Below are 23,781 nucleotides of genomic sequence, written 5' to 3'. Positions count from 1 at the left end.
TTCTGCACGACGGTGCAAGGCGCGGGCGCCCGCTGATCAGCGCCCGATAACCAGCGGCGGCAGACGCGCTTGTCAACAACCGGAAATCAGCCCATATCTAAGCGCAAGCCCGAGCTTGAGGAGGCAGCGATCATGGCAGATCTCAACAATCGCGGATACGCGCGGCCAGGCGTAGCCGGAACAACCTTCGCGATCGACGAAGGCCTCCGGTCCTATATGCTGCGCGTCTACAACTATATGACCATCGGACTCCTGATCACGGGGTTCGCAGCCCTAGCGGTCTACGCGCTATCCGTCACCAGCGTCGAAAGCGAAGCGGTTGCCCGCGCCGGCGACGTCCTGTTGACGCAGGTGGGCTATACGCTGTTCGTCAGCCCGCTCAAATGGGTGGTGATCTTCGCGCCGCTGGCGATGGTGTTCTTCCTGAGCTTCCGGCTAAACGCCATGAGCGTCGGGGGCGCCCAGCTGGCCTTCTGGGCCTTTGCCCTGCTGATGGGCATCTCGCTGTCGTCGATCTTCCTGGTCTATACCCATGGTTCGATCGCGCGGGTCTTCTTCATCACCGCCGCTGCGTTCGGTGCCTTGAGCCTGTGGGGCTACACGACCAAGCGGGATCTTTCGCCGTGGGGGTCGTTCCTGATCATGGGCCTCATCGGCATCATCATCGCCTCGGTGGTGAACCTGTTCCTTGCCAGCCCCGGGCTCGAGTTCGTCGTGTCGGTGCTGGGCGTGCTGATTTTTGCAGGCCTCACCGCCTATGACACGCAGTCGATCAAGGAGATGTATTTCGAGGGCGACGGCGCCGAGGTGGCCGGCCGCAAGGCCATTCTGGGCGCGCTGCGGCTGTATCTCGACTTCATTAACCTGTTCCTGATGTTGCTGCGTCTGTTCGGCAACCGGCAGTAAGCCTCCAAAAGCAGATCCACAAAATCAAAAACCCCCGGGATTGCTCCCGGGGGTTTTCGCTGACGCCTCCCCTTGTTTCCTTCAGGCTGTCAGTGGAGCTCCCTCCGCCTTCTCCGCTCCAAAACTCGCTGTGCATAAGAGCCCAAAATCGGTAACCGCTTTGGGTGGGCCACTCCAGTCCATTGTTTGAGCATGGCCTTTTCGAAAAGCGGTGACCGCTTCTCGGGATCCACGCGTTCAGGCAGACACCAACTTCGGCTGCCGGTCTATCGCCTTCAGGACCTGTTTGATGTCATGCCCGCGCCTGAGGATGGCGCCGGTCTGCGCGACGATCGCATAGAGACCCTGCTTATGGCGCAGCTTCGGCTGCTTCTCGATCCGATAGAGCGGCACCTCGCTCGTGCGCCGGAAGATCGAGAACACCGCCTTGTCGCCGCCGTGGTCGATGGCGTAGTCCCGCCACGCCCCCTCGGCAACCCTGCGCCCATAAAGCGAAAGAATCGCCGCCAGCTCCTGCCGATCGAATGCTGTTGTGCCAATGCCGCTGACGGAGGCCTTGCCTCCTGCCGCCTGGAGCGCGGTCGCACTGGCCCGCGCTCCGAACTGAACTATGGGTTCAGTATCGCTCATCGCCTCTCCAGAAACTTGGGCCTTCGGGCTTCATCTTTCTGTCATGATGGCCCAGGCCCGCGGGCTTGGCAAGATGGCAACAATATGGCTGATCAGGACTGCGGCTTGCCGCCGGGCGGAGCCCCTTGCGCCAGGGTTGCCTCGATCAGGCGGACCGCCTCGGGCGAATCCCACACGGCTGACCCGAGCAGACGCCCAATTTCCTTGCCCTGGGCATCGATGAGCACGGTGGTCGGCAAGCCAGCGCTGTTGAGCGACCGCAGGGCCTCGGTGGTGGGGTCCGCATAGGGCACGAGGTCGCTGACCTTGATTTCATCGAGAAATGCCTTGGCCGCCGGCACGCCCTTCTGATCCAGGCTGATCGCCACCACATCGAAGTCGCGGCCGGCGAAGGTCTTGCGCAGATTGGCAAGCGCCGGCATCTCCTCGCGGCAAGGAGCGCACCAGGTGGCCCAAAGATTTACGAGAACCGTCTTTCCCCGCCAGTCCGCCAGGGTGTATTCGCGTCCCTCGCCATCCTGGAAGGCGAATGCCGGCACGTCCTGCGGCTTCTTGTGCAGAACGAAGGCGGCCATTTGTCCCGTGGCCGCCGCCGAGGGAAGTGAGATCGCGTTCCCGGCGGCGGTGCCGTCGCCATCTGGCGCGTTGCGCAACGCGCCTGGGATGAAGTAAAGGGCTGCACCAACGGCTGCGAGCAGAGCCAGGCAAGCGACCACCGTCAACCAGCGGCGCTTTGGGCGAGGTGCACTGTCGTTCATGATCTCTATCTCGCTGAAATTCGAAACGGCTAACCAAGAGGCCTGACGTGACGAACCGGATGTGGGGCGGTCGCTTCGCCGAGACGCCAAGCGAAATCATGCAGGAGGTCAACAGCTCCATCGACTTCGACAAGCGGCTCTTCGCCCAGGATATCGCAGGCTCGAAGGCCCATTGCCAAATGCTCGCCGCAACCGGGATCATCAGCCCCGGCGACGCGGCGGAGATTATGCGCGGCCTCGATCAGGTGCAATCGGAGATCGAAAGCGGAACCTTCACATTCTCGCGCAGCCTGGAGGACATCCACATGAATGTGGAGGCAAGGCTTGCGGAGATCATCGGGCCGGCGGCCGGGCGGCTGCACACCGCACGCTCCCGCAACGACCAGGTGGCGACCGATCTCAGATTGTATGTGCGCGACATAATCGATCACCTGGACGTGCAGCTTGCCGCCCTGCAAAAGGCGCTCGCCGCCAAGGCGAAGGCCTATGCGGAGGCCATCATGCCAGGCTTCACCCATCTGCAGACGGCCCAGCCGGTCACGTTCGGGCACCATTGCCTGGCCTATGTGGAGATGTTTGGGCGTGATCGTGAGCGCTTCGTGGATGCACGCAAGCGTGTGAACCAGAACCCGCTGGGGGCCGCGGCGCTTGCCGGAACCTCTTTCCCCATCGATCGCGAGATGACCTCGAGGATGCTGGGCTTCGAGGGCCCCATGCACAACTCGCTGGACGCGGTTTCGGCGCGGGATTTCGTCATCGAGACGTTGAGCGCCGCGTCCATAGCCGCCATGCACCTGTCGCGCCTGGCGGAGGAGCTGGTCTTATGGACCTCGGCGCAGTTCCGCTTCGTCAGCCTTTCCGACCGCTTCACCACCGGCTCGTCCATCATGCCACAGAAGCGCAACCCGGACGCGGCCGAGCTGGTGCGCGGCAAGGCCGGCCGCGTGATCGGCGCGCTGGTCTCGTTGCTGGTGATGATGAAGGGCTTGCCGCTCGCTTACGGCAAGGACATGCAGGAGGATAAGGAGCCGCTGTTCGACGCGCTCGACACCCTGTCCCTCTCCATAGCGGCCATGACGGGCATGATTGATGACCTCGAGCCGAACCTTCCTGAACTGCGCGCGGCAGCGGATTCAGGCTTTTCGACGGCAACGGACCTCGCTGACTGGCTGGTGCGGGTGCTGGGGCTGCCCTTCCGGCAGGCGCACCATGTGACGGGTGGCCTGGTGGCGAAAGCGGAGGGACGGGGGGTCGATCTCGCCGATCTGTCACTGGCGGAGATGCAGGAGGTGGAGCCGCGCATGACGGAAGACGTGTTCTCGGTGCTCACCGTCGAGGCCTCGGTGCGCTCGCGCAAGAGCCTGGGCGGCACGGCGCCTGAAAATGTACTCGCCGAAGCCGAGCGTTGGCTGGCCAAGCTCGGGTGAGGCGGCTTCGCCGCGGCTTGGCGGATGCGGCCGCTTGGAGTACAACAGCGCGGAACGGCGCTCCTTGTGGGCGAGCGCAAATTGCGGAGAGGTATCCCGGTGCGGCGGACAACAGCGATCGCAGCCTTGGTGCTGACGGCCCTCTCCCTTGCCGGCTGCGGCGTGCGTGGGCCTCTCGACCCGCCGCCGGGCGGGCGCGAGCCCGACCCAGAAGAGCCGGTGCTGCTCGACCCTTTGATCACGCCTGCTCCCAAACCCTACTCCTGACGGCCGGCACCCATGCATTTCTTCGAGTATCGTGACGGCATCCTCCATGCCGAAGATGTCGACCTGCGCAGGATCGCTGCTGCGGTGGGCACGCCGTTCTACTGCTATTCTCGCGCCACACTCGAACGGCACTATCGGGTGTTCGACGAGGCCTTCGCCGGCATCGAGCATATGATCTGCTATTCGCCCAAGGCGAATTCCAACCAGGCGGTGATCAAGACCCTGGCCGATCTGGGCGCCGGCATGGACGTGGTTTCCGAGGGCGAGTTGCGCCGTGCCCGGCGCGCGGGCGTGCCGGGCAGCCGCATCGTGTTCTCGGGCGTGGGCAAGACGGCCGGCGAAATGGCCTACGCGCTGGACGAAAACATTCATTGCTTCAATGTGGAATCCGAGCCCGAGCTGGAGCTCTTGAGCCAGGTCGCGTCGCAGAAGGGCAAGCGCGCGCCGATATCGTTGCGCATCAACCCGGACGTGGACGCCAGGACCCATGCCAAGATCTCCACCGGCAAGGCGGAGAACAAGTTCGGGATTTCCTGGAGCGGCGCCGAAGCAGTGTACGACCGGGCGCGGCAGTTGCCGGCGCTGGAGGTGATCGGCGTCGACATGCATATCGGCAGCCAGATCACCTCGCTCGAGCCTTTCGAAAAGGCGACCATCCTCATCGGCCAGCTGGTGCAGCGGCTGCGCGCTGCAGGCCATCGTATCCAGCATGTCGATCTCGGCGGCGGGCTTGGCATTCCCTACAAGGACAACGAGCCTGCGCCGCCCTCGCCAGCAGAATATGCGGCCATGGCCAAGCGCCTGCTCGCCCATCTCGACTGCAAGCTGATTCTCGAGCCTGGCCGGCTGATTGCGGGTAATGCGGGCATCCTCGCCACCTCCGTGCTGTTCGTGAAGCACGGAGACGCCAAATCGTTCGTCATTGTGGACGCGGCGATGAATGATCTCATTCGGCCAACCTTGTACGACGCCTATCATGAGATCCGGCGGGTCGACGCGCGCCGGAGCGCCGAGGAACGCATGGTGGATGTGGTGGGGCCGGTTTGCGAGAGCGGCGATTTCCTCGCGCAGAACCGGCGCTTACCCGAGGTGGAGCGCGGCGACCTGCTGGTGCTGATGACAACCGGCGCCTATGGGGCCGTGCAGGCGGGCACCTATAATACGCGCAGGTTGATTCCGGAGGTGCTGGTCAGCGGCGGCGAGTTCGCCGTCGTGCGTCGGCGGCCGAGCTATGACGAGATCATCGGCCTTGATGCCTTCGCGCCATGGCAGCAGGATACTTGCCACACGACCGCCTCATCGCAATGACGTGAATGCCGGCCTGCATACCGAAGCAACACCTTAAGCTCCGCTGTGTTATAGTTGGGTGATGAGCGATCGCCCGGATAGATATCTGGCCGGCAAGACAGCACAGGCCAAAGTGGTGCTGTTCCTCGAAGCGGCATGGAGCGCGGCTTTTCCCGCGCTGGTCGTGGCCGGCCTGTTCGTTCTGGCAAGCCTCGTCGGGCTGTTCGGCTTCCTTCCCCGCCTGCTTCATATTGCCGCGCTGATCGTATTTGCCGCCGCCTTCGTGTGGGCGCTGCGTCCGCTCTTGGGCCTACGCTGGCCGGACGACGAGAGCGCCTTGCGGCATCTGGAGCGGCGTGCCGGCCTGCCGCACCGCCCGGCGACCTCGTATAGCGACAGCCTTTCGGCACCCATCAGCAGCCCGGAGCAGGAAGCGCTCTGGCACGCCCACAAACGCAGGCTGGTCGAGCGTATTCAGGCGCTGCGGGCGGGCTGGCCTCGCTCGCACCTCTATCAGCAGGATCCGCTGGCTCTGCGCAGCGCGCTCGCGCTCGCGCTGATCGCGGCGGTGATTCTCACCGGCGAAAACTGGCGGGGACAATTGCGTCAGGCGGCCAATATCGGCGCGGCCGCGCCCGAGGCGGTGGTGGGGCTCGATGCCTGGATCACGCCGCCGCGCTATACCGGCCGGCCACCGGTGTTTCTGGCCGGCGGCGGAACAGCGGGGAAAGCCGACGGGCCGTCGGAAATTACCGTGCCGGCGAACAGCGAGCTGGTGGTGCGCTTCAACAACGCGGAGCAGCCGCTGGTGAGGATCGAGCCGGCAGCGCACACGACGCCGGCCGGCCAACAACAGGCAGCCCCGCAGCGGCTCGCCATGCCGGCCGTCGCGCCCAATGTGAACGAACTGCGGACCAAGCTCGCCGAGAGCGCAACGGTTGTCGTCGAGGATGCGGATGGCGTACGTGGGCGCTGGCCCATCAGGATCATTGTCGATGCCGCGCCGCAGGTGGAACTCGTGGGCGAGCCCGGCGCCATGCCGTCCGGCGCCTTGGCCTTCGACTATACGGCTTCGGATGACTACGGCCTGACCTCGCTCAAGGTCCGCTTCCAACTGTCGGACAACCAGAACGGGGAGGAAGGCCTTGCCACGCCGGGCCTGTTCCTGTTCGATCAGCCGGATTTCGACGTTGTCCTTCAGGGCTCCAGGCCGCGCCGGGTAAAAGGGCGCGAGCAGCGCGACCTGACCGCGCATCCCTGGGCGGGCGCCACAGTCGAGATGTGGCTCGAGGCCAAGGACGAGGCCGGGCAGATTGCCCGTAGCCGACAGGTGAGCTTCACCCTGCCGGAGCGGCCGTTCCGCCATCCGCTCGCGCAGGCGCTGGCCGAGCAGCGGCGCAACCTGCTGCACGATCCCAATCGCCAGCCACTCGTTGCGCGTACCCTGGACGCGCTCACGATCTATCCGGAAGGCCTGATCGACCGCAGCGGTGTCTATCTCGGCATCCGTACCGCCTTTCGCAGGCTGCTGCACGCGCAAGACCGCGAGCAGATGAAGGAGGTAACCGACCTCCTGTGGGAGATCGCCCTTTCGGTTGAGGACGGCGACCTCTCCTTCGCAGAGCGCGAGCTGCAGGCCTTGCAACGGGAGCTGCAGAAGGCTCTGGCCGAGAACGCGCCACAGGAGCGGATCGAAGAGCTGATGCGCCAGCTGCGTGAGGCGCTGAACCGCTACATGCAGGCGCTGATCGAGCAGGCGCAGCGGAACATGGCCAACGGCCAGGTGCAGCCGGTCGACCCCAACATGCGGATGATCCAGCCGCAGGATCTCTCGCGCATGATGGACATGATCGAGAAACTGGCCCGGTCGGGGGCACGGGATGCCGCCCAGCAGCTTCTGGCAGAGCTCAATTCCATTCTGCAGGGCTTGCGGCCCAACTTCGCGCAGCCGCCGGGCAATTCACCCATGGGGCAGGCGCTGAACCAACTGGGCGAGATCATGGGCCGCCAGCAGCGCCTGATGGACCAGACCCATCGCATGCCGGGCGACGGCCAGCCGGGCGAGCAGGGTCAGCAAGGGCAGCAGGGGCAACAAGGGCAGCCGGGCCAAGGCGGCGAGCTCAGCCAGCAGCAGGGCGCACTTGGCCAGACGCTTCAGCAGCTGCTCGATCAAATGGGGCAGATGGGCATGCAATCGCCCGGTGCGCTCGGCAAGGCGCAGGAGGCGATGCGACGTGCGGCCGAAGCCTTACGCAACAGCCAGCGCGGCGAGGCGCTCGCCCAGCAGGGCGAGGCGCTCGACCAGATGCGGCAAGGGGCCGAATCACTGGCGCAGCAGATGCAGCAAGGGCCGGCGCAGGCGGGCAATCAGCAGGGCCCGTATGGCCGAGGGCGCCCGGGCGAAGAAATCGACCCGCTGGGGAGGCCGGGACCAACGGAAGGCGAGCAATTCGGCGAGCGCCGCAATATCGTGCCCGATGAAATGTCGGTGATGCGCGCCCAGGAAGTCCTGCGCATCCTGCGGCAGCGGATGAACGAACCGGCACGACCGCAGCTGGAGCTCGATTATCTCGAACGGCTGCTGCGGGGCATCTATTAGGCTGAGGCGCTGGCGCTCGGTTCAAGGCCGAGCATGCTGGCGAATCACCCCGATGAACGGCAACTCCCGGTAACTGTGGGCCATGTCCATGCCGTAGCCCACCACGAACAGGTCCGGACAGGAGAAGCCGACCAGGTCCGCATCCATGGCCACGGCACGACGGTTCGGCTTCTCCAGGAGAACCGCCGTTCTGACGTCGACGGCGCCGCGCTCGATCATCAAGCCTTTGGCATAGGCAAGCGTCCGGCCTGATTCCAGAATATCGTCGATGAGCAGGACGCCTCTGCCCCGCACGTCGGTTGCGATATCGCGCAGAACGTCTATGCGCCCGGAAGATTCCGTACCTGCATGATAGCTGGCGAGCATCAGGAAATCGATTTCCGGTTGCAACCCTGCGCGGTGCATCGCCCGGATCAAGTCCGCCGCGAAAATGAAGCTACCCTTGAGGATCGGCACGACCAAGAGCCTTGGCAGGGCGAGCGCTGCGATTTCCCTGGCCAGCTCCTCGATCCGTTCGGCGATGGTGCTTTCGCTGAACAGGATCTCGATCTCGGCGGTGTTGATGTTGCTCATTGAGTGGCGGCCACAGCTGCGTCATCGATCCGGTTGAACCGCACCTCTATACGATGCGCAGCCTCGGGCGGCGCAGCTATCTCAGTCAAGAAGCCAATCCGCCCATCCGCCGGCAGGGGCTCGTCCAGGACGCGCTCCGTCCAGGCGTAAATGTCCTGGCCTTGCTCGTCGCGCAGGGTGAACCGCAGCTCAGGCACCTTGCGCTGGACACCCGAGGTGTTGATGATCAGGCCCTCAACCCTCAGGTTCGGCACGCCATCCGCATAGATCACCCGCGTCTTCACCTGCGCGAAGGCGAGGCCGACCACGTTCACCTCGATACCGATTTTCTGGTAGAGTCGCGCGGCGGCCGGAAAAGCGCTGACAATTTGCCGCGGCCAGATCAGGAGGGCGGCGGCGAGCATGGCCGTCGCGCCCAAGAGCGCGAGCCAGCTGGCCAGTTCGCGCCGACGGACCCGCGGCTTCTGTCTCGACAGCGATGGCTGCCGCTGCCGGGCCCGGCCCGCGGCTTGCCCGATCAGCCCCGTGCGGGGCAAGGCAGAGTGCCTTGGCTGCTGCGCCTGGCGATCGAGCCATACATGGTTGCATCGCCTGCAGCAGAACCCACGCCGCTGCCCAACCAGGATCATCTCCGCTCTCTCCGTACGCTTTGCGCAGGCGGGGCAGGATACTGTCATCGGCACTCGACGGCTGATCGCATTCACCGCAGGCTCGCAACCTGTGCTCGAACCCATGCAATTCAGTGAAGCAATACTAGGGTTAAGGCGAGGTTAAGCACTAGCGTGCAGATCTGATACGGTGCCCTGACTTGGTGATTTGCGGAGGATGTTCGGTGATCCGTCTCGAGAATGTCGGATTGCGCTACGGCAAGGGCCGGGAGGTGCTGAGGGATGTGAGTTTCCAGCTCGCGGGCGGCTCGTTTCATTTCCTCACCGGCCCGTCAGGTGCCGGCAAGACCTCGCTGCTACGGCTGCTGTTCCTGTCGCTGAAGCCTACCCGTGGCGCCATCACCCTTTTCAACCGGGACATCTCGGCTCTGAGCCGGCGACAGCTGCCGGATCTGCGCCGCCGCATCGGGGTGGTTTTTCAGGATTTCCGGCTGCTCAATCACCTCAGCACGTTCGACAACGTGGCTCTACCACTCCGCGTGCGTGGCGAGCGGGTGGAGCATTACCGGGAGAATGTGCTCGAATTGCTCGATTGGGTTGGGCTGGGCGACCGGGCGGACGCGTTTCCACCGGTGCTCTCGGGCGGAGAGCAGCAGCGGGCCGCCATAGCCCGGGCGGTGGTCGGCCGGCCCGAGCTCATTCTGGCGGACGAGCCCACGGGCAACGTGGACCCCGATCTCGCTCGGCGCCTTTTGCGGCTGTTCGTCGAATTGAACCGCTTCGGATCCACGGTGCTGATCGCGACCCACGATGTCGCGCTCATGGATGAACTGAGAGCGCCCAAGCTCGTGCTCGATGACGGCTATCTCGAAGTGATGCCATGACGGCGATCCGCAAAGAGCCCACGCTCGCAGCTCCGCCGAAGGCTGCCGTCGCGCCACGCAGCGAGAGTCAGCCGCGCTATGCGGCACCGATCATGCCCGAGGGCACGGTGGCCGGGAGATCCTTGCTGCTGGTGGTCGTCCTCATGTCCTATCTGGCCTGCCTTGCTTTGGCCGGCGTTCTGATCATCAGCCAGGCAGTGTCCACCTGGAGCGCCGACATCGCCAGGGAGCTGACCCTGCAGATCAGGCCGGTGGAGGGCTCAAATGTGGATACCGAGGTGGAAAAGGCCTATGTCATCCTGCAATCGACGCGAGGCGTCACGTCCTTGCGGATCATCGACAAGGCCAAGGCCGCCGAGCTGCTCGAGCCGTGGCTCGGTTCGATGCCGGTGATCGAGGACCTGCCGATCCCCCGCATGATCGCCATCCAGACGGACCCCAACAATCCGCCCGACCTGGCCGCGCTACGGTCGGCCCTTGCCGCGGAAATTCCGGGTGCGGAGCTCGATACGCACCAGCAATGGCAGGCGCAGCTCAGCCGGACGGCCGACACCCTGCGGTGGATCGGCTACGGGGTGCTGGCGATCATCACCGTCGCGACGGCCGCGGTCACGGTGTTCGCCACCCGGGCGGCCATCGCCGCGAATCGCAACATCGTGGAGGTGCTGCACCTGGTGGGCGCGCGCGACCGGTTCATCGCCGGGCAGGTGCAATGGCACTTCGTCAAACTGGCCTTTCGCGCCGGCATCATCGGCACGGTGGCCGGGGCGATCAGCGTGGCTTTGCTGGCGCTTGTCGGGCCCGGCAATGTTCCCGGCGGGCTTACGGCTGCCAGCCGCGCGCTGATCTTCGCGCCCACCACTTTTGCTCTGCAGAACTATGCACTGTTTCTTCTCATCCCAATTGTTGCGGTCGTGGTCAGCCTGGTAACGTCGCGGGTGACGGTCATGCGCATCTTGAGCGAGGTTCTTTAGTCGGATAGGGCTTCGCTCATGCATGATGGCAGAGGTTCTCACGAGCAGAAGATGGAGGGCAGCTCCCGCAGCGAGGCGCACCACCCGATGCCCGCCCGTTCGTCCGGCGGGAAGCGCTGGACGTTTGCCCTGATCAGCCTGGCTTTGCTCGTCGCGGCCGCGCTGGTGTCGGGCTTGGGGGTTTTCGTGGCAAAGGTCGCACAAGGTCGGCCGCAGACCGATCCGCGCGCCGACGGGATCGTGGTGCTCACTGGCGGAGCGGCACGCATTTCCGAGGCGCTGAAGCTTCTCCACAATGGCCGCGCCAAGCGCCTTCTGATCACCGGGGTGAACGTCGCGACCAGCCGCGAGGCACTGCGGTCGCAGCTCGATGCGGACAAGGCGCTGTTCAGCTGCTGCGTCGACCTGGGCCGTGAGGCCGTGAATACCGAAGGCAATGCGGCCGAGGCGGCGGAGTGGGTGCGCGAGCAGAACTTCGCCAGCGTCATTCTGGTGACCAGCAACTATCACATGCCGCGCAGCCTCATCGAATTCCGCCGCTATCTGCCCGACGTTACGGTGATCCCCTATCCCGTCACTACGGGCTCACCGGCCACCGGCTCCGCGCGGGACATGCTGACCGACCATACGGCCCTGCGGCTCGTCGCCATCGAATATGCGAAATATCTGATCGCGCTTGCGCGGATGATCGCTTGGGACAGCTGGCGCAGCAGCGCGGCGCCGGCCCGGTCCTGACGGCAGGCCGAGATGCTGGCGCTCCGATCCCTGCTGTTCAACCTGGCCTTTTACCTGAACCTAATCGCCTTCATGGTGCTGGGAGCGGTGTTCTACGTGACGCCGCGCGCGTGGTCGATCGCTGCGCTGAAGGTTTGGGCCCGTTCATCCCTTCTGCTGCTGCGCTGGATCGTCGGCCTCGATGTGGAGGTGCGCGGGAGGGAAAACCTCACGGAGGGACCGCTGCTGGTCGCCTCCAAACACCAGTCGCTGTGGGAAACATTTGCGCTGCTGCCGCTGTTCAAGGATCCAGCTGTGGTGCTCAAGCGCGAGCTGACCTACATTCCGTTATTCGGCTGGTTTGCGCTGAAATTCCGCATGATTCCGGTGGATCGCAGCGCGGGGGCCCCCGCGCTGCGGCGCATGCTCGAGACGGCCGAACGGGAAAAGGCGGCCGGGCGGCAGATCATCGTGTTCCCCGAAGGCACACGGCGGGCGCCGGGCGCACCGCCGGCCTATCGCCCCGGCACGGCCGCGCTCTATCGCAAGCTGGACTTGCCCTGCGTGCCGATCGCCCTCAATTCCGGCCTGTTCTGGCCGCGGCGCAAGTTCCTGCGCTATCCCGGCACGGTCATTGTGGAGATCCTGCCACAGATCCCACCCGGACTAGACCGCCGACAGTTCGATCTCGTTCTGCAGGAGCGCATCGAAACCGCCACGGACCGGCTGGTCGCCGAAGCGGGCGGACCTCGCGATACGAATGGCACAAAAAGAGAACGCCAACTCGACTCTGCGCCGGCCTGATACTATATTTAGCTCCCCAGAAACCTGGCGGCCGAAATCCATGACCGAAATGGCACGAGAGCTGTCCCCGATCGCCCGCGAGATCTGGGACATGAAGTATCGTCTCAAACAGCCGGACGGCACGCCGATCGACCAGACCGTGGACGATACCTGGTGGCGGGTGGCACGCGCGCTCGCGCAGCCCGAGCCGCCAGCACGGCGGGAGGCGTTCGCGGCCCAGTTCTACGAGGCCATGGCTGGTTATCGCTTCCTGCCGGCCGGCCGCATTCTGGCCGGTGCCGGCACCGGGCGCCAGGTGACGCTGTTCAACTGCTTCGTCATGGGAACCATCGCCGATGATATGTCGGCGATCTTCGAGGGCCTGCGCGAAGCCGCGCTGACCATGCAGCAAGGCGGCGGAATCGGCCATGACTTCTCGACCCTCAGGCCGCGTGGTGCGCCGGTAAAGGGGGTGGGCGCGGATGCCTCCGGGCCGCTCAGCTTCATGGATGTGTGGGACGCCATGTGCCGGACGATCATGTCGGCGGGCTCGCGTCGCGGCGCGATGATGGCGACGATGCGCTGCGACCACCCCGATATCGAGGCGTTCATCGAGGCGAAGCGCGACCCAGGCCGGCTGCGCATGTTCAATCTCTCGGTGCTGGTGACCGACGCGTTCATGGCGGCGGTGCGCGATGACAAGGACTGGCCGCTGGTGTTCGGCGGGCGGGTCTTCAAGACGGTGGAGGCGCGCGCGCTGTGGGACAAGATCATGCGCGCCACCTACGATTATGCCGAGCCGGGCGTGATCTTCATCGACCGGGTGAATGCGCTCAACAATCTGCACTATTGCGAGCGAATCACCGCCACCAATCCATGCGGCGAGCAGCCATTGCCGCCCTATGGCGCCTGCCTGCTCGGTTCCATCAATCTTGCACGGCTGGTGCATGATCCATTCTCGGGGCAAGCGCGAATCGATGAGGAGGAGCTGGGCCGGCTTGTGGCGACCGCCGTGCGCATGATGGACAACGTCATCGACGTGTCCAACTACCCGCTTGATGCCCAGAGGCAGGAGGCCCAGGCCAAGCGCCGCATTGGCCTGGGCGTGACAGGCCTGGCGGATGCGCTGATCATGTGCGGGCTGCGCTATGGCAGCGATGCCGCGGCGGCCCGTGCCAAGGCGTGGATGGCCGCCATCGAGCGTGCTGCTTATTCCGCCAGCATCGATCTTGCTGTGGAAAAAGGACCGTTCCCCCTGTTCGACGCGGCAGGCTACCTGGCCAGCGGCCATGCAGCCCAATTGCCTGAGGAGCTGCGCGCCCGCGTTGCCGAGCATGGCATCCGCAACGCGCTGCTCACGTCAATCGCGCCAACCGGCACCATATCCCTGTTTGCGGACAATGTGTCGAGCGGTGTCGAGCCGGTATTCAGCTACAGCTACCAGCGGCGGGTGCTGCTGCCGGACGGCAGCTTTCGCATGGAGCAGGTGTCCGACCATGCCTATCGCATGTTCCGCCGTCTGTTCGGCGAGGACGCCGAACTGCCGGACCATTTCGTGACCACCCAGGAGCTCAGCCCGCGCGATCACCTCGTGATGGAGGCGGCGCTGCAGGCCCATGTGGACAGCTCCATCTCCAAGACCGTGAACGTGCCGCAGGACATTTCCTTCGAGGCATTCCGTGATGTCTATCAGCTGGCCTATGACATGGGGCTGAAAGGCTGCACCACTTATCGGCCGAACGAGATCACCGGCTCGGTCTTGAGCGTGGATCAGGTTTCTGCCTCGTCTTCGCCCGGTGCCGCGCCCGCCGCGACCGGACCGGCAGGCGATTATACGCCCATGGAGCGAGACGCGGTGCTGCCGGGCTTCACCTACAAGCTGAAATGGCCGGACTCCGACCACGCCATCTATATCACCATGAACGACATCATCCGTGATGGCCGGCGGCTGCCGTTCGAGATCTTCATCAATTCCAAGAACATGGAGCACTACGCCTGGACCGTGGCGCTGACCCGGATGATCTCGGCGGTGTTCCGGCGGGGCGGCGACGTCTCCTTCGTGGTGGAGGAGCTGAAGGCGGTGTTCGACCCGCGCGGCGGACAATGGATGAAGGGGCGCTACGTGCCAAGCCTGCTTGCGGCCATTGGCGGCGTGATCGAGGAGCACATGGTGGATATCGGCTTTCTCGCGCCCGACGGCCGGTTTCTCGACCGTGATCCTGCTGCCGCTGTTCGCGAGAATGCCGCGGCTGCGGAAGGGGCTTCGGCTGCGCGCGCACCGGCGCAATGCCCACGCTGCGGGTCGGCGGCGCTGGTTTTTCAGGAAGGCTGCGCCACCTGCATGTCCTGCGGCTATTCCCGCTGCAGCTGAGGCTGACAACACACGCGCGAACGGGGCTTGACATGTGTTCGTGTTTTGTTCTAGCGTAACCACATGATCAAGACCCTCTCCCATTCCGCTCAAGTGAACCGCGACGGCCCGTTTGGCGATCGGTTCTGGTACTGGAACGGTTCTTCCGGCCGGCGCTACATCCACAGTGTGTTCCGGCTGGGTGATTGCCCACCTTTCCCCGGCGCGATCTACCTGGCCGTGCGACGTGAGCGCTCGGGCCAGCGGGTCGTCTGCGCCATCGGCCGGTTCTCGTCAGTGCTGGAAGCGTCCTCGCTGCCGAGCGGCTTGGCGGATCGGCACGGGGTGAACGAAGTGCATGTGCATCTTCTGGCCGAGACGGAGCCGGAGGTCGAGGCAACCTTGGCGGATCTGTCGGCGGCGCTGCTGCCGGCCCGTGCCTCCGATGGCCAGGCCGATTTGAGCGAGCCGGAGGCTTCGGCCCGCCGCCGGCTCCACCGTTGGTTTCCGGCGTTCCGCGGGATGTTTCAGACGTGACCAGATACGGCGTCAGAATAGCGGCGGCAGTTCCAGGATCTTGAATGGGCCGAAATAGACGTTGCCATCCTTGATGACCACCTTGACCCGCAACGATCCCTCGCGGCCGGAGGTCGCACCCTCCAGCATGGAGAGCATGTTGAGCGAGAAAGCGGCTTCGAGCTCGCCGAGGCGGCCGGCCTCCCGCAGCTGGTCGAGTATGCTCTTCAAATTCACCACGGTGGAGTCGAGCTCCCCATTGGCCTGGCCGTCGCTATCGAAGGTGAGCTCGCCCGTCGCGTCGATGGTCACCTTGCCCTGGCGACCGTTCAGCTGGGTGATGCGCACCTTGCCCCCCGAGGCCACGAAGGCGCGCAGGGCCGTGCTGGGGTCGACCGCTGCGGTGAAGGCGCCATCCATCTCGGCCCGAAGCGTCATCGCGTCGAGGGCGATCGGTATGCCGGTGGCGTAGGTGACCGCCGGTCCGGCCAGGGAAATGTCCTCGGCCGTGCCCGCGATTTCCAGGATCATCGGCGCGGTCTCATCGCGCTGCACGAACCGGCTGTGCAGCTCAAGACTGCGGGCGCGTCCTTGTGCGCCGAAACCCTCGGCACCGCCGAAATCCGCAACCAGCTCGCGAACCACGAGATCACTTCGGGCAAAGCCGCCATTGGCCAGAACCAGGCTGGCGGTTGCCGGCGCAAAGGTGGCCGATACCAGCGCATTCGGCGCGCCGCCGCCGGACGCGCCAATGCGGTAGGAGGCCGGGGCCGAAGCCGCCGCCAGCACATGGCGGGGATTATAGACCTGGAAGACGCTCTCCAGCCGGCCTAGGTCGATCGACCCTGCGCCGGCCGAATTCGTCCAGGACAGCTGCAAGGGCGCGCAGCTCATCTCGACCCGAAAGGGGTAGCCGCCCCATTGCTGCTCGCCGCAGCTCACCGTCATCCCGCGCTGGACCACCTCGTGGACCCAGCGCTCGAACCCGTTGCGGCTCATCTGGGAGACGTACCACCAATAGCCCGACCAGAGGGCAAACAGCACCAGCACGCCGATCAGCGGCAGTGCGACCCGCCAAGGGCCCAATCTCGTCCCATTCGCCGTGCCAGAGTGGTTGGGGTCCTGGGCGGACTGATCTATAGGATGTGCCATAACGACGTTACATACGGATGTTTGGGGGATCATGCAGGAGTTCTGGGTCTTTGGCTACGGATCGCTCATGTGGCGGCCGGGCTTCGCCTACGAGGAACAGCGGCCCGCCTTGCTCCGCGGCGCACACCGTTCCTTGTGCGTGTTGTCGCACGTGCATCGCGGCACCCCGGAAAAGCCGGGCCTGGTGCTGGGGCTCGACCTCGGCGGCTCGTGCCGGGGAACAGCCTTCCGCGTCGCGCCTGAGAACTGGGCGGAGGTGCGCGCCTATCTGGTGGCCCGCGAACAGGTGACCAACGTCTATCGCGAGGCGCTCCGCCGAATCTCCTTCGTCGACACGAAAGGCGGCGCCGCAGCCGCGCTCGTTTTCCTGATCGACCGAAGGCATCCACAATATGCGGGCCAGCTCAGCATCGCCGAGCAGGTCAACCTCATCCTGCAGGGCTGCGGCATCTCAGGCCGCTGCCCCGACTATGTGCGCTCGACCGTGCTGCATCTGCGCGAGCTCGGCATTCGTGACCCCGAGCTCGAAGCCTTGCTGCAGGCGGTCGACGACGCCGAGGCCCTCGTTCAGGTGCGATAGGTGACGCCCGGCAGTACGCAGAGCATCTCGAAAAGAAGGTTCGCCGCGGTGATCGCCGTATTTCCGGTCGTATCATAGGGCGGGGAGACCTCGACCAGGTCGCAGCCGACGAGATCGAGCCCGCGGCAGCCGCGGATGATCTCGATGCCCTGAGGCACGGTGAGACCGCCGATTTCCGGGGTGCCGGTGCCTGGCGCATAGGCCGGATCGAGGCTGTCGATGTCGAAGCTCAGATAGACGGGGCCGCTGCCGAGATTGGCCCGCACTTCTTCCATCAGTGGTGCCAACGATTTGTGCCAGCACTCCTCGACCTGCACCACCCGGAAGCCTTGATTGCGCGGCCAGTCGAAGTCCTCCGCCGCGTAGCCGGTGCCGCGCAGGCCGATCTGCCAGACCCGCTTGGGATCGATGGCCCGGTCCTCCACTGCCCGGCGGAACGGCGTGCCGTGGGCGATCTTCTCGCCGAACATGGTGTCGTTGATGTCGGCATGGGCATCCACGTGGATAAGACCCACCGGCCCGTATTTCCTGGCCATGGCCCTGAGTATGGGCAACACCAGCGTGTGGTCGCCACCAAGGGTCAGGGGGCGCGCGCCCTGGTTCAGAATCCTGTTGGTGTAGAACGCCTCGATGATGCGCACCGAGTCCTTCAGGTCATAGGGATTGGTCGGCACGTCGCCGATATCGGCCACCTGGAGCGAATCGAAGGGTGCCGCGCGCGTCGCCATGTTGTAGGGGCGCAGCATGACCGATTCCGTACGGATCTGACGGGGCCCGAACCGGGTGCCCGGGCGGTTGCTGGTGCCGATGTCCATGGGCACGCCGACGAAGCAGGCATCGAGCCCTTCGGCGCTGTCCACATGCGGCAAACGCATCATGGTGGCGATGCCGCCGAAGCGCGGCATGTCGTTGCCGCTCAAGGGTTGATTGAGCACTCGCGTCATCTAAGCCAGCCTCTCGCGAAGAATGGGACCCCAACACACTGGACAGAGAAAGCGCCTCCTGCTTCTGATGGCAAGGGGCGGATTGCGCTCCAAGAGTTATTGCAAGGGACGCGTGCGGGATGGCTGATTATGACGTGGACGTTGCGATCATCGGGGCCGGGATTGCCGGCATCGGCATCGGTGCGGAACTTGCCCGCTCGCGCAGCGTGCTGGTGCTCGAGGCGGAGGAGCAGCCGGGCTATCACGCGACCGGACGCTCCGCAGCCGTTTACCTCAAGCATTACGGCAACGATACGATCAGATGGCTGACGGCCAGGAGCGAGGCCTTTTACCTCAACCCGCCTGCGGAGGTTACGGAAACGCCGCTGCTCTCGCCGCGAGGCGAGCTCATGATCACCGACGGCAGCGACGAGGACGTGTTCATCCGCCAAGTCGAAGGCAGCGCGTTACTCAGGGAGATCTCACCTCGCGAGGCCCTTTCGCTCGTGCCGATCCTGCGGCCGGAGAAGGTGCGCCGCGCCGCCATCGAAAACGCGTCCGACATCGATGTCCATGCGCTGCATCAGGGCTGGATCAAGGTCATGCGCAAGCGGGGCGGCACCCTCTTGTGCAACGCGCGCGTCAGCAAGCTCACCCGCGAGGGCAACCGCTGGCTCATCGAAAGCCCGGCCGGAGTGGTTTCCGCCGCGGTGGTGGTAAATGCGGCCGGCGCCTGGGCCGACAAGGTCGCCGCCATGGCCGGCCTCGATCCGATCGGCCTCACCCCCTGCCGCCGCAGCATGGCGGTGCTGCCGGCGCCGGAGGGCTACGATGTCAGCCGGTGGCCCGTCTTCGGTCCGGCGCGAGAACTCTGGTACTGCAAGGCTGAAGCCGGAACCCTCTATGTCTCGCCCGCAGAAGAGGACCCGATGGAGCCGCACGATGCTTATCCCGACGACATGGTGCTGGCGGAGGGGCTCGATCGATTCGAGCAGGCGGTGACCATCCGCGTCACCCGTATAGAGCGCAGCTGGGCCGGCTTGCGCACCTTCGCCCGTGATCGCACGCCGGTCATCGGATTCGACCCTGCCGCCGAAGGCTTCTTCTGGCTCGCCGGCCAAGGCGGCTATGGCATTCAGACCTCACCGGCGGCCTCGCGGCTCGCTTCTGCCATTATTCTGGGCGAAAAAGCGGCCGGTGATGATGAACGGACCGTTAGGGCTCAGCTTGATCCGGCCCGATTTCGGTAACCTTGAAAACAGGGGCAAGGCACTTATTCGGTGCTGGGTCGTTGATCACCGTCGGCTAGGAATGTTACCAAGGGAAGCGCACTGCTTCGCTCCGCAATCTTGAGGCATATTTTGCGACTTCGTCATCCCGCAGTCATTGGCCTTGCGAGCATTGCCATTCTCTGGCAGGCCGCTGCGGCCTCGGCGGGACCAAGCCTGGTGTTCGAAGCGGGATCAGGGCGGATCATCGCGGGGGAAGGCGACAGCGAGCCGTGGCACCCGGCGTCGCTCACCAAGCTGATGACGGCCTACGTCACTTTCCTGGCCATCAAGGGTGGCCGCGTCTCGCTTCAGTCGGACATCACCTATTCCGCGCGCGCTGCCAATCAGCCGCCGAGTAAGATCGGCCTGGAGCCAGGCAGCAGCCTGAAGCTGGACCTGGCGCTCGAGGGCATGCTGGTCCGCTCGGCCAATGATTTCGCCGTTGCCATTGCCGAGAATATCGGCGGTTCGGTACCGCGCTTTGTGCAGATGATGAACGAGACCGCACGTCGGCTGGGCATGACCGGCACCTATTTCGCCAATCCGCACGGGCTGCCGGATATCCGCCAGGTGACCACCGCGCGCGATCTGGCCATTCTCACCAACACCATCATCCGCGACTTCCCGGAGCATCAGCACTATTTCGCGGATCCTTCCGTGGTGGTGGGCACGCGCGAGTTCGCCAATCGCAACAACCTGCTGCGGCAAATGAAAAATGCCGACGGTATCAAGACCGGCTATATCTGCAGTTCCGGTTACAATCTCATCGCCAGTGCCAGCCAAGACGGCCGCCGCCTGGTGGCGGTGGTTCTGGGCGCGGCCAATGTCAATGACCGGACTGCGAAGGCGCAGTCGCTGCTCGAGCAAGGGTTCACGACACCGGCGAGCTCAACCACCGTTTACCGGCTGAAGGCCGGCGCGCTGTCCAGTGCTGCTCTCCCGAGTGACTTGACGCCTCAGGTCTGCAACTGGAAGCCGGCCTTCGAGGTGAGCAAGCCCGAGGATCTGCAGGGCTGGGGCGTGGCCTTCGGCCGATTCGGTACTCCACAAGCCGCCACCGAGATGATGAACAAGTGGCTGCTCGCCACCCGCTATGTCTTTTATGGCGGGCGGGGCACCATCCTGCGCGTGCCCTACAAAGGCGACTATCTGGTGCTGGTGGATGATCTCAACCAAACTCAGACGCAGTCGGTCTGCAGCTATTTGCGCTCGAACAATGCGCCGTGCCAGATCATGAGCCCGGATGTGTTCGTGAGGCTCGCCGAGGAGAACAGGGAAGAGGTCGCCCAGGGCAAGGGTCCCAACGTCAAAGTGGAAGCGGCCGGCGGAGCGGCCAACGCGCCTGCGCAGGGCAATGGCAACGAGGAGTGACGCTTCCGGACGCCGGCCTTCCCCGGGTGAACCGCTGCCGGTTTCCGTGCTCACCGGATTTCTCGGCGCCGGCAAGACAACGCTGCTGAACCGTCTGCTGACCGACCCCGGCCTAAGCCGCACCGCCGTCATCATCAACGAGTTCGGCGAGATCGGCCTCGACCACCTCCTGGTCGAGCACAGCACGGACAATGTGATCGAGATGTCCAGCGGCTGCCTCTGCTGCACCATTCGCGGCGATCTGGTGGACACGCTGGTTGGGTTGCTGGAGCGTCGGGACGACGGCGAGATCGCGGCCTTCGACCGGATCATCATCGAAACCACCGGCCTTGCCGACCCGGCGCCGGTGCTGCACGTGCTGATGGCTCACCCGCTGCTGGTGCAACGGCTGCGGCTCGACAGCGTCATCACTGTGGTGGACGCGGTGAGTGGCTTCGCAACGCTGGACGCCCATGCGGAAGCGGTTAAGCAGGCGGCCATGGCCGACCGTCTCGTTCTCACCAAGACGGACCTTGCCACAGACACCGCAGCGCTGGTGGCATTGAGGCAGCGGCTTGCCGCCCTCAACCCGGGGGCGCCGGTGCTCGATGCCGCGCAGGACGGCATCGAGGCATCGAGGCTGCTGAATGCGGGCCTGTACAATCCCGAGACCAAGACCATCGAGGTGGCGCGCTGGCTGGCCGAAGAGGCCTATGCCGCGGGGAATGACGACCACGGGCACAACCACAACCATAACCATGATCATGCCCACGATCACCCCGTCCTTGGTCATGACGTCAATCGCCACGATGACCGCATCCGCGCCTATTGCATCACCACGCCGCAGCCGATCGGTGAGACGCCGTTCGGACTGTTTCTGGAGCTGCTCAATGCGCAGTACGGCAAGGATCTCCTGCGCATGAAGGGTATCGTCAAGCTGGCGGAGGACCCGGACCGGCCAGTCGTGGTACATGGGGTGCAGGGCATGCTGCATCCCCCGTTGCGCCTGGACCAGTGGCCAGGGAGCGACCGGCGCACACGCCTGGTCTTCATCACCCGCGACGTGGAAAGGGAACGGGTGGAGGCGCTACTCAACGCGTTCACCGATCGTCTCACCGGATCGGGCGCAGGCCTCAGCGACAAGACCTTGTCCCTGGATGACTCGACCGGCCTCCTGTCGTGAGGCCTGTCACCTCTCGCCGCGACGAATGACGAAGCGATAGATCCCGTTCTCAACGGTCTGGGCGATCAGCGCGTGCCCGGCTTCCGCGCAGAAATGGGGAATGTCGATCGCGGACATGGGGTCGGTGGCTTCAACCTGCAGAACCGCGCCTGGTGCCAGCATCAGCAGCCGCTTGCGCGCCTTGAGCACGGGCCAGGGGCATTGCAAGTCTCGTGCGTCCAAAATGGCTATGTCGGGTGTAGACATAGGGCGCTTTTGCCACGGTTTGCCGCGTCTTGCCATTCTTTGTCGCAGGCGATGCGGCTGCCTTTCCTCTTCAATGCGGGCAAACATTCTTATATCTAGTACGGTTGCCTTATTATAGCGTTCCCTGTTCTTTATGCCTTCCCCCACGGAACATTTCGGCTTCCTTCTCTTCGAGGTTGCGCGCCTGATGCGGCGGCGCACGGACCGGGCGCTCGATCGCGCCGGGCTGGGGCTCACGTCCGGCGAGGCGCGCACGCTGGCCTATGCCGCCAAGTTCGAAGGATCGCGGCAGACCACGCTTGCAGAACTGATGGGCGTAGAACCCATGACGCTGGTGGGCTTTCTCGACAAGTTGGAGGCGCGGGCCCTGGTGCAGCGCGTGCCGGACCCGGATGACCGGCGTGCGAAGCTTGTGCACGTCACCGAAGCCGCCAGGCCGATCGTGACCCGTGTCGCAGAGATTGCCGCCGTAACGCGCGCCAGTGCTACAGACGGCCTGTCGCCGGAGGTGGTGGATGAGCTCCGCCAGATCCTGCAGCTCATGCGTAGCAATCTGATGGCCGACGAAAAGGAGCCGAAGGCTTGACCCCGTTGATGTCGCCGACTCGCACCGCCATCATGGGCGGCCTGCTCGTGGCCATGGGCTCGATCAGCATGGCGCTCTATACGCCCGCCATGCCGGCCCTGGTGCACACCTTCCAGACGGACCCGGCCACCATCAAGCTGACCCTCTCGGTGTATTTTGCCGGGTTCTCCGTGGCACAGCTGATCAGCGGTCCGTTCTCCGATGCCTTTGGCCGGCGACCGACCACCCTGGCTTTTTTCGCGATTTATATTGCCGGCAGCCTGATCTGTGCCGTCACCCCGACCGTGGATTGGCTGCTGGCGGGGCGGGTGCTCCAGGGGATCGGCGCCGCGGCTGGCGTGGCGCTGTCGCGCGCCATCGTGCGGGACCAGTTCACGGGCCAAGCCTCGGCGCGCATCATGAACGCCATCGGCATGACCCTGGCCCTCGGACCGGCCATCTCGCCCACCCTGGGCGGGATCCTGCTCACCTCCTTCGGCTGGCACGCCATCTTCATCGCCATGGTGCTCTATGGGGCAGGACTGGCGGCGCTGGTGGTGTTTGCGCTGCCGGAGACGTTGGCCGAGCGCGACCCTTCGAAGCTGCGTCCACGCACCATGCTGCGCAACTACGCCATGCTGATCCGTGATGGCCGGTTTGCGAAGCCAACCCTGGTGATCGCGCTGTGCCTTGGCGGCCTTTATACAATGGCGGCCATCCTGCCCTTCGTGCTGGTCGACAAGGTGGGCCTGACGCCGACGCAATTCGGCCTGGGCATGCTGATGCAGTCCGGTTCGTTCCTGGCCGGCGCGATGATCGTGAGCCAGATCCTCAGGCATCGGGACGCACGCAAGGTGGTGCCGGTGGGACTTGGCGCGATCCTGATCTCCGGCATCGCCATGGCCGTCGTCCTACGGACGGTGGAGCCGAGCTTTCTCAGTGTGATGATCCCGGTGGGCATCTGGGCATTCGGCCTCGCCTTCGTGCTGCCGGCCACGACCACGGATGCCTTGGCACCGTTCCCGAAAGTGGCTGGATCCGCTTCCGCTCTCATGGGCTTCCTGCAGATCGGGGCGGGCTTCACCGGCACCCTAGCGGCGGCTCTCTTTGGCGAGCCGCTCACCGCGCTCGCAACCTTGCTGCCCATCATGGGGGTGACAGCGGGGCTGATCCATCTCTCCGCCCTCCGCAGCCGCAAGCAAGCCTCTGCCTCGTCGATTGCACCGGCTGAGTAG

The 23,781-nt window shown here is 64.8% G+C and carries 24 protein-coding genes; 17 read left to right on the top strand and 7 right to left on the bottom strand.

What is annotated here, in order from left to right:
* Positions 1-132: 132 nt before the first annotated feature.
* Complete coding sequence (locus tag E4P09_RS04150) at positions 133-906, top strand: Bax inhibitor-1/YccA family protein (protein WP_137388288.1); 774 nt, start codon at positions 133-135, stop codon at positions 904-906.
* 237 nt (positions 907-1,143) lie between these two features.
* Here the strand turns inward: E4P09_RS04150 and E4P09_RS04145 are convergent, their stop codons facing one another.
* Complete coding sequence (locus E4P09_RS04145) at positions 1,144-1,536, bottom strand: DUF2794 domain-containing protein (RefSeq protein ID WP_137388287.1); 393 nt, start codon at positions 1,534-1,536, stop codon at positions 1,144-1,146.
* 92 nt (positions 1,537-1,628) lie between these two features.
* The gene (locus E4P09_RS04140) at positions 1,629-2,294 is read right to left on the bottom strand and encodes a TlpA family protein disulfide reductase (protein WP_137388286.1); all 666 of its coding nucleotides are present in this window, start codon (positions 2,292-2,294) and stop codon (positions 1,629-1,631) included.
* A 47-nt stretch (positions 2,295-2,341) separates the two neighbouring features.
* On the opposite strand from E4P09_RS04140, the gene argH reads away from it, so the two are divergent.
* The 4 genes from argH (at position 2,342) to E4P09_RS04120 (ending at position 7,874) form a co-directional block, all read left to right on the top strand.
* Positions 2,342-3,721, top strand: a complete 1,380-nt coding sequence (gene argH / locus E4P09_RS04135; protein ID WP_137388285.1) for an argininosuccinate lyase — start codon at positions 2,342-2,344, stop codon at positions 3,719-3,721.
* A gap of 99 nt (positions 3,722-3,820) precedes the next feature.
* Complete coding sequence (lptM, locus tag E4P09_RS04130) at positions 3,821-3,988, top strand: LPS translocon maturation chaperone LptM (RefSeq protein ID WP_170984223.1); 168 nt, start codon at positions 3,821-3,823, stop codon at positions 3,986-3,988.
* Positions 3,989-4,000: 12 nt separating this feature from the next.
* A complete protein-coding gene (lysA, locus tag E4P09_RS04125) occupies positions 4,001-5,296 on the top strand; it encodes a diaminopimelate decarboxylase (protein ID WP_137388283.1) in 1,296 nt (431 codons plus the stop codon).
* A 61-nt stretch (positions 5,297-5,357) separates the two neighbouring features.
* Complete coding sequence (locus E4P09_RS04120; RefSeq protein ID WP_137388282.1) at positions 5,358-7,874, top strand: TIGR02302 family protein; 2,517 nt, start codon at positions 5,358-5,360, stop codon at positions 7,872-7,874.
* 21 nt (positions 7,875-7,895) lie between these two features.
* On the opposite strand, the gene hpt is transcribed toward E4P09_RS04120, so the two are convergent.
* Both hpt and E4P09_RS04110 read right to left on the bottom strand, forming a co-directional pair.
* Positions 7,896-8,447 (bottom strand): hypoxanthine phosphoribosyltransferase, encoded by a 552-nt coding sequence (gene hpt, locus E4P09_RS04115; protein WP_137388281.1) that lies wholly within the window; start codon positions 8,445-8,447, stop codon positions 7,896-7,898.
* Positions 8,444-9,076: a hypothetical protein gene (locus E4P09_RS04110; RefSeq protein WP_137388280.1), complete on the bottom strand. Its 633-nt coding sequence runs from the start codon at positions 9,074-9,076 to the stop codon at positions 8,444-8,446. The genes hpt and E4P09_RS04110 overlap by 4 nt, the downstream gene beginning before the upstream one ends.
* Before the next feature lie 203 nt (positions 9,077-9,279).
* Between E4P09_RS04110 and ftsE the strand changes: the two genes are divergently transcribed.
* The 6 genes from ftsE to E4P09_RS04080 all read left to right on the top strand — a co-directional run bounded on the left by ftsE (position 9,280) and on the right by E4P09_RS04080 (position 15,297).
* Entirely contained in the window at positions 9,280-9,939 is a 660-nt protein-coding gene (gene ftsE, locus E4P09_RS04105) for a cell division ATP-binding protein FtsE (protein WP_137388279.1), read from the top strand.
* Entirely contained in the window at positions 9,936-10,913 is a 978-nt protein-coding gene (locus tag E4P09_RS04100; RefSeq protein WP_137388278.1) for a cell division protein FtsX, read from the top strand. Before ftsE ends, E4P09_RS04100 begins: the two co-directional genes overlap by 4 nt.
* 51 nt (positions 10,914-10,964) lie before the next feature.
* On the top strand, positions 10,965-11,648 hold the full coding sequence (locus E4P09_RS04095; protein ID WP_170984222.1) for a YdcF family protein: 684 nt from the start codon (positions 10,965-10,967) through the stop codon (positions 11,646-11,648).
* Between the two features lie 12 nt (positions 11,649-11,660).
* A complete protein-coding gene (locus E4P09_RS04090; RefSeq protein ID WP_137388276.1) occupies positions 11,661-12,431 on the top strand; it encodes a lysophospholipid acyltransferase family protein in 771 nt (256 codons plus the stop codon).
* A 40-nt stretch (positions 12,432-12,471) separates the two neighbouring features.
* Entirely contained in the window at positions 12,472-14,781 is a 2,310-nt protein-coding gene (locus tag E4P09_RS04085) for an adenosylcobalamin-dependent ribonucleoside-diphosphate reductase (RefSeq protein ID WP_205042005.1), read from the top strand.
* A 63-nt stretch (positions 14,782-14,844) separates the two neighbouring features.
* Complete coding sequence (locus tag E4P09_RS04080; protein WP_137388275.1) at positions 14,845-15,297, top strand: hypothetical protein; 453 nt, start codon at positions 14,845-14,847, stop codon at positions 15,295-15,297.
* Between the two features lie 12 nt (positions 15,298-15,309).
* On the opposite strand, the gene E4P09_RS04075 is transcribed toward E4P09_RS04080, so the two are convergent.
* A complete protein-coding gene (locus E4P09_RS04075) occupies positions 15,310-16,362 on the bottom strand; it encodes a DUF2125 domain-containing protein (RefSeq protein ID WP_170984221.1) in 1,053 nt (350 codons plus the stop codon).
* 97 nt (positions 16,363-16,459) lie between these two features.
* On the opposite strand from E4P09_RS04075, the gene E4P09_RS04070 reads away from it, so the two are divergent.
* The gene (locus E4P09_RS04070; RefSeq protein WP_137388273.1) at positions 16,460-17,008 is read left to right on the top strand and encodes a gamma-glutamylcyclotransferase; all 549 of its coding nucleotides are present in this window, start codon (positions 16,460-16,462) and stop codon (positions 17,006-17,008) included.
* Here the strand turns inward: E4P09_RS04070 and speB are convergent.
* Positions 16,996-17,952 carry an agmatinase gene (gene speB / locus E4P09_RS04065; protein WP_137388272.1) on the bottom strand — a complete coding sequence of 319 codons (957 nt, stop codon included), beginning with the start codon at positions 17,950-17,952 and terminating at the stop codon, positions 16,996-16,998. The genes E4P09_RS04070 and speB overlap by 13 nt on opposite strands.
* A gap of 119 nt (positions 17,953-18,071) precedes the next feature.
* On the opposite strand from speB, the gene E4P09_RS04060 reads away from it, so the two are divergent.
* The 3 genes from E4P09_RS04060 (at position 18,072) to E4P09_RS04050 (ending at position 21,735) form a co-directional block, all read left to right on the top strand.
* A complete protein-coding gene (locus E4P09_RS04060; RefSeq protein WP_137388271.1) occupies positions 18,072-19,181 on the top strand; it encodes an NAD(P)/FAD-dependent oxidoreductase in 1,110 nt (369 codons plus the stop codon).
* A gap of 111 nt (positions 19,182-19,292) precedes the next feature.
* A complete protein-coding gene (locus tag E4P09_RS04055; RefSeq protein ID WP_170984220.1) occupies positions 19,293-20,573 on the top strand; it encodes a D-alanyl-D-alanine carboxypeptidase family protein in 1,281 nt (426 codons plus the stop codon).
* Positions 20,557-21,735, top strand: coding sequence for a CobW family GTP-binding protein (locus tag E4P09_RS04050; RefSeq protein WP_137388269.1), 1,179 nt, complete (start codon positions 20,557-20,559; stop codon positions 21,733-21,735). The genes E4P09_RS04055 and E4P09_RS04050 overlap by 17 nt, the downstream gene beginning before the upstream one ends.
* Positions 21,736-21,741: 6 nt before the next feature.
* Here E4P09_RS04050 and E4P09_RS04045 read toward each other — a convergent pair whose 3' ends face one another.
* A complete protein-coding gene (locus tag E4P09_RS04045) occupies positions 21,742-21,981 on the bottom strand; it encodes a sulfurtransferase TusA family protein (protein WP_137388268.1) in 240 nt (79 codons plus the stop codon).
* Positions 21,982-22,168: 187 nt separating this feature from the next.
* Between E4P09_RS04045 and E4P09_RS04040 the strand changes: the two genes are divergently transcribed.
* Together E4P09_RS04040 and E4P09_RS04035 are read left to right on the top strand one after the other, a co-directional pair.
* Positions 22,169-22,567, top strand: a complete 399-nt coding sequence (locus E4P09_RS04040) for a MarR family winged helix-turn-helix transcriptional regulator (protein ID WP_239025016.1) — start codon at positions 22,169-22,171, stop codon at positions 22,565-22,567.
* A complete protein-coding gene (locus E4P09_RS04035; protein WP_239025015.1) occupies positions 22,564-23,781 on the top strand; it encodes a multidrug effflux MFS transporter in 1,218 nt (405 codons plus the stop codon). The genes E4P09_RS04040 and E4P09_RS04035 overlap by 4 nt, the downstream gene beginning before the upstream one ends.

Source organism: Rhodoligotrophos defluvii (assembly GCF_005281615.1).
GTDB lineage: Bacteria > Pseudomonadota > Alphaproteobacteria > Rhizobiales > Im1 > Rhodoligotrophos > Rhodoligotrophos defluvii.
Note: the sequence above shows the minus strand (reverse complement) of the source record. Positions and strands in the feature narration are given on the sequence as shown.

What these genes read in the sequence shown, in the direction of transcription:
- E4P09_RS04150 (WP_137388288.1), top strand. Translation starts at nt 133, where the DNA reads ATGGCAGATCTCAACAATCGCGGATACGCGCGGCCAGGCGTAGCCGGA.
- E4P09_RS04145 (WP_137388287.1), bottom strand. Translation starts at nt 1,536, where the DNA reads ATGAGCGATACTGAACCCATAGTTCAGTTCGGAGCGCGGGCCAGTGCG.
- E4P09_RS04140 (WP_137388286.1), bottom strand. Translation starts at nt 2,294, where the DNA reads ATGAACGACAGTGCACCTCGCCCAAAGCGCCGCTGGTTGACGGTGGTC.
- lysA (WP_137388283.1), top strand. Translation starts at nt 4,001, where the DNA reads ATGCATTTCTTCGAGTATCGTGACGGCATCCTCCATGCCGAAGATGTC.
- E4P09_RS04120 (WP_137388282.1), top strand. Translation starts at nt 5,358, where the DNA reads ATGAGCGATCGCCCGGATAGATATCTGGCCGGCAAGACAGCACAGGCC.
- hpt (WP_137388281.1), bottom strand. Translation starts at nt 8,447, where the DNA reads ATGAGCAACATCAACACCGCCGAGATCGAGATCCTGTTCAGCGAAAGC.
- E4P09_RS04110 (WP_137388280.1), bottom strand. Translation starts at nt 9,076, where the DNA reads ATGATCCTGGTTGGGCAGCGGCGTGGGTTCTGCTGCAGGCGATGCAAC.
- E4P09_RS04100 (WP_137388278.1), top strand. Translation starts at nt 9,936, where the DNA reads ATGACGGCGATCCGCAAAGAGCCCACGCTCGCAGCTCCGCCGAAGGCT.
- E4P09_RS04095 (WP_170984222.1), top strand. Translation starts at nt 10,965, where the DNA reads ATGGAGGGCAGCTCCCGCAGCGAGGCGCACCACCCGATGCCCGCCCGT.
- E4P09_RS04090 (WP_137388276.1), top strand. Translation starts at nt 11,661, where the DNA reads ATGCTGGCGCTCCGATCCCTGCTGTTCAACCTGGCCTTTTACCTGAAC.
- E4P09_RS04085 (WP_205042005.1), top strand. Translation starts at nt 12,472, where the DNA reads ATGACCGAAATGGCACGAGAGCTGTCCCCGATCGCCCGCGAGATCTGG.
- E4P09_RS04080 (WP_137388275.1), top strand. Translation starts at nt 14,845, where the DNA reads ATGATCAAGACCCTCTCCCATTCCGCTCAAGTGAACCGCGACGGCCCG.
- E4P09_RS04070 (WP_137388273.1), top strand. Translation starts at nt 16,460, where the DNA reads ATGCAGGAGTTCTGGGTCTTTGGCTACGGATCGCTCATGTGGCGGCCG.
- speB (WP_137388272.1), bottom strand. Translation starts at nt 17,952, where the DNA reads ATGACGCGAGTGCTCAATCAACCCTTGAGCGGCAACGACATGCCGCGC.
- E4P09_RS04060 (WP_137388271.1), top strand. Translation starts at nt 18,072, where the DNA reads ATGGCTGATTATGACGTGGACGTTGCGATCATCGGGGCCGGGATTGCC.
- E4P09_RS04050 (WP_137388269.1), top strand. Translation starts at nt 20,557, where the DNA reads ATGGCAACGAGGAGTGACGCTTCCGGACGCCGGCCTTCCCCGGGTGAA.
- E4P09_RS04045 (WP_137388268.1), bottom strand. Translation starts at nt 21,981, where the DNA reads ATGTCTACACCCGACATAGCCATTTTGGACGCACGAGACTTGCAATGC.
- E4P09_RS04040 (WP_239025016.1), top strand. Translation starts at nt 22,169, where the DNA reads ATGCGGCGGCGCACGGACCGGGCGCTCGATCGCGCCGGGCTGGGGCTC.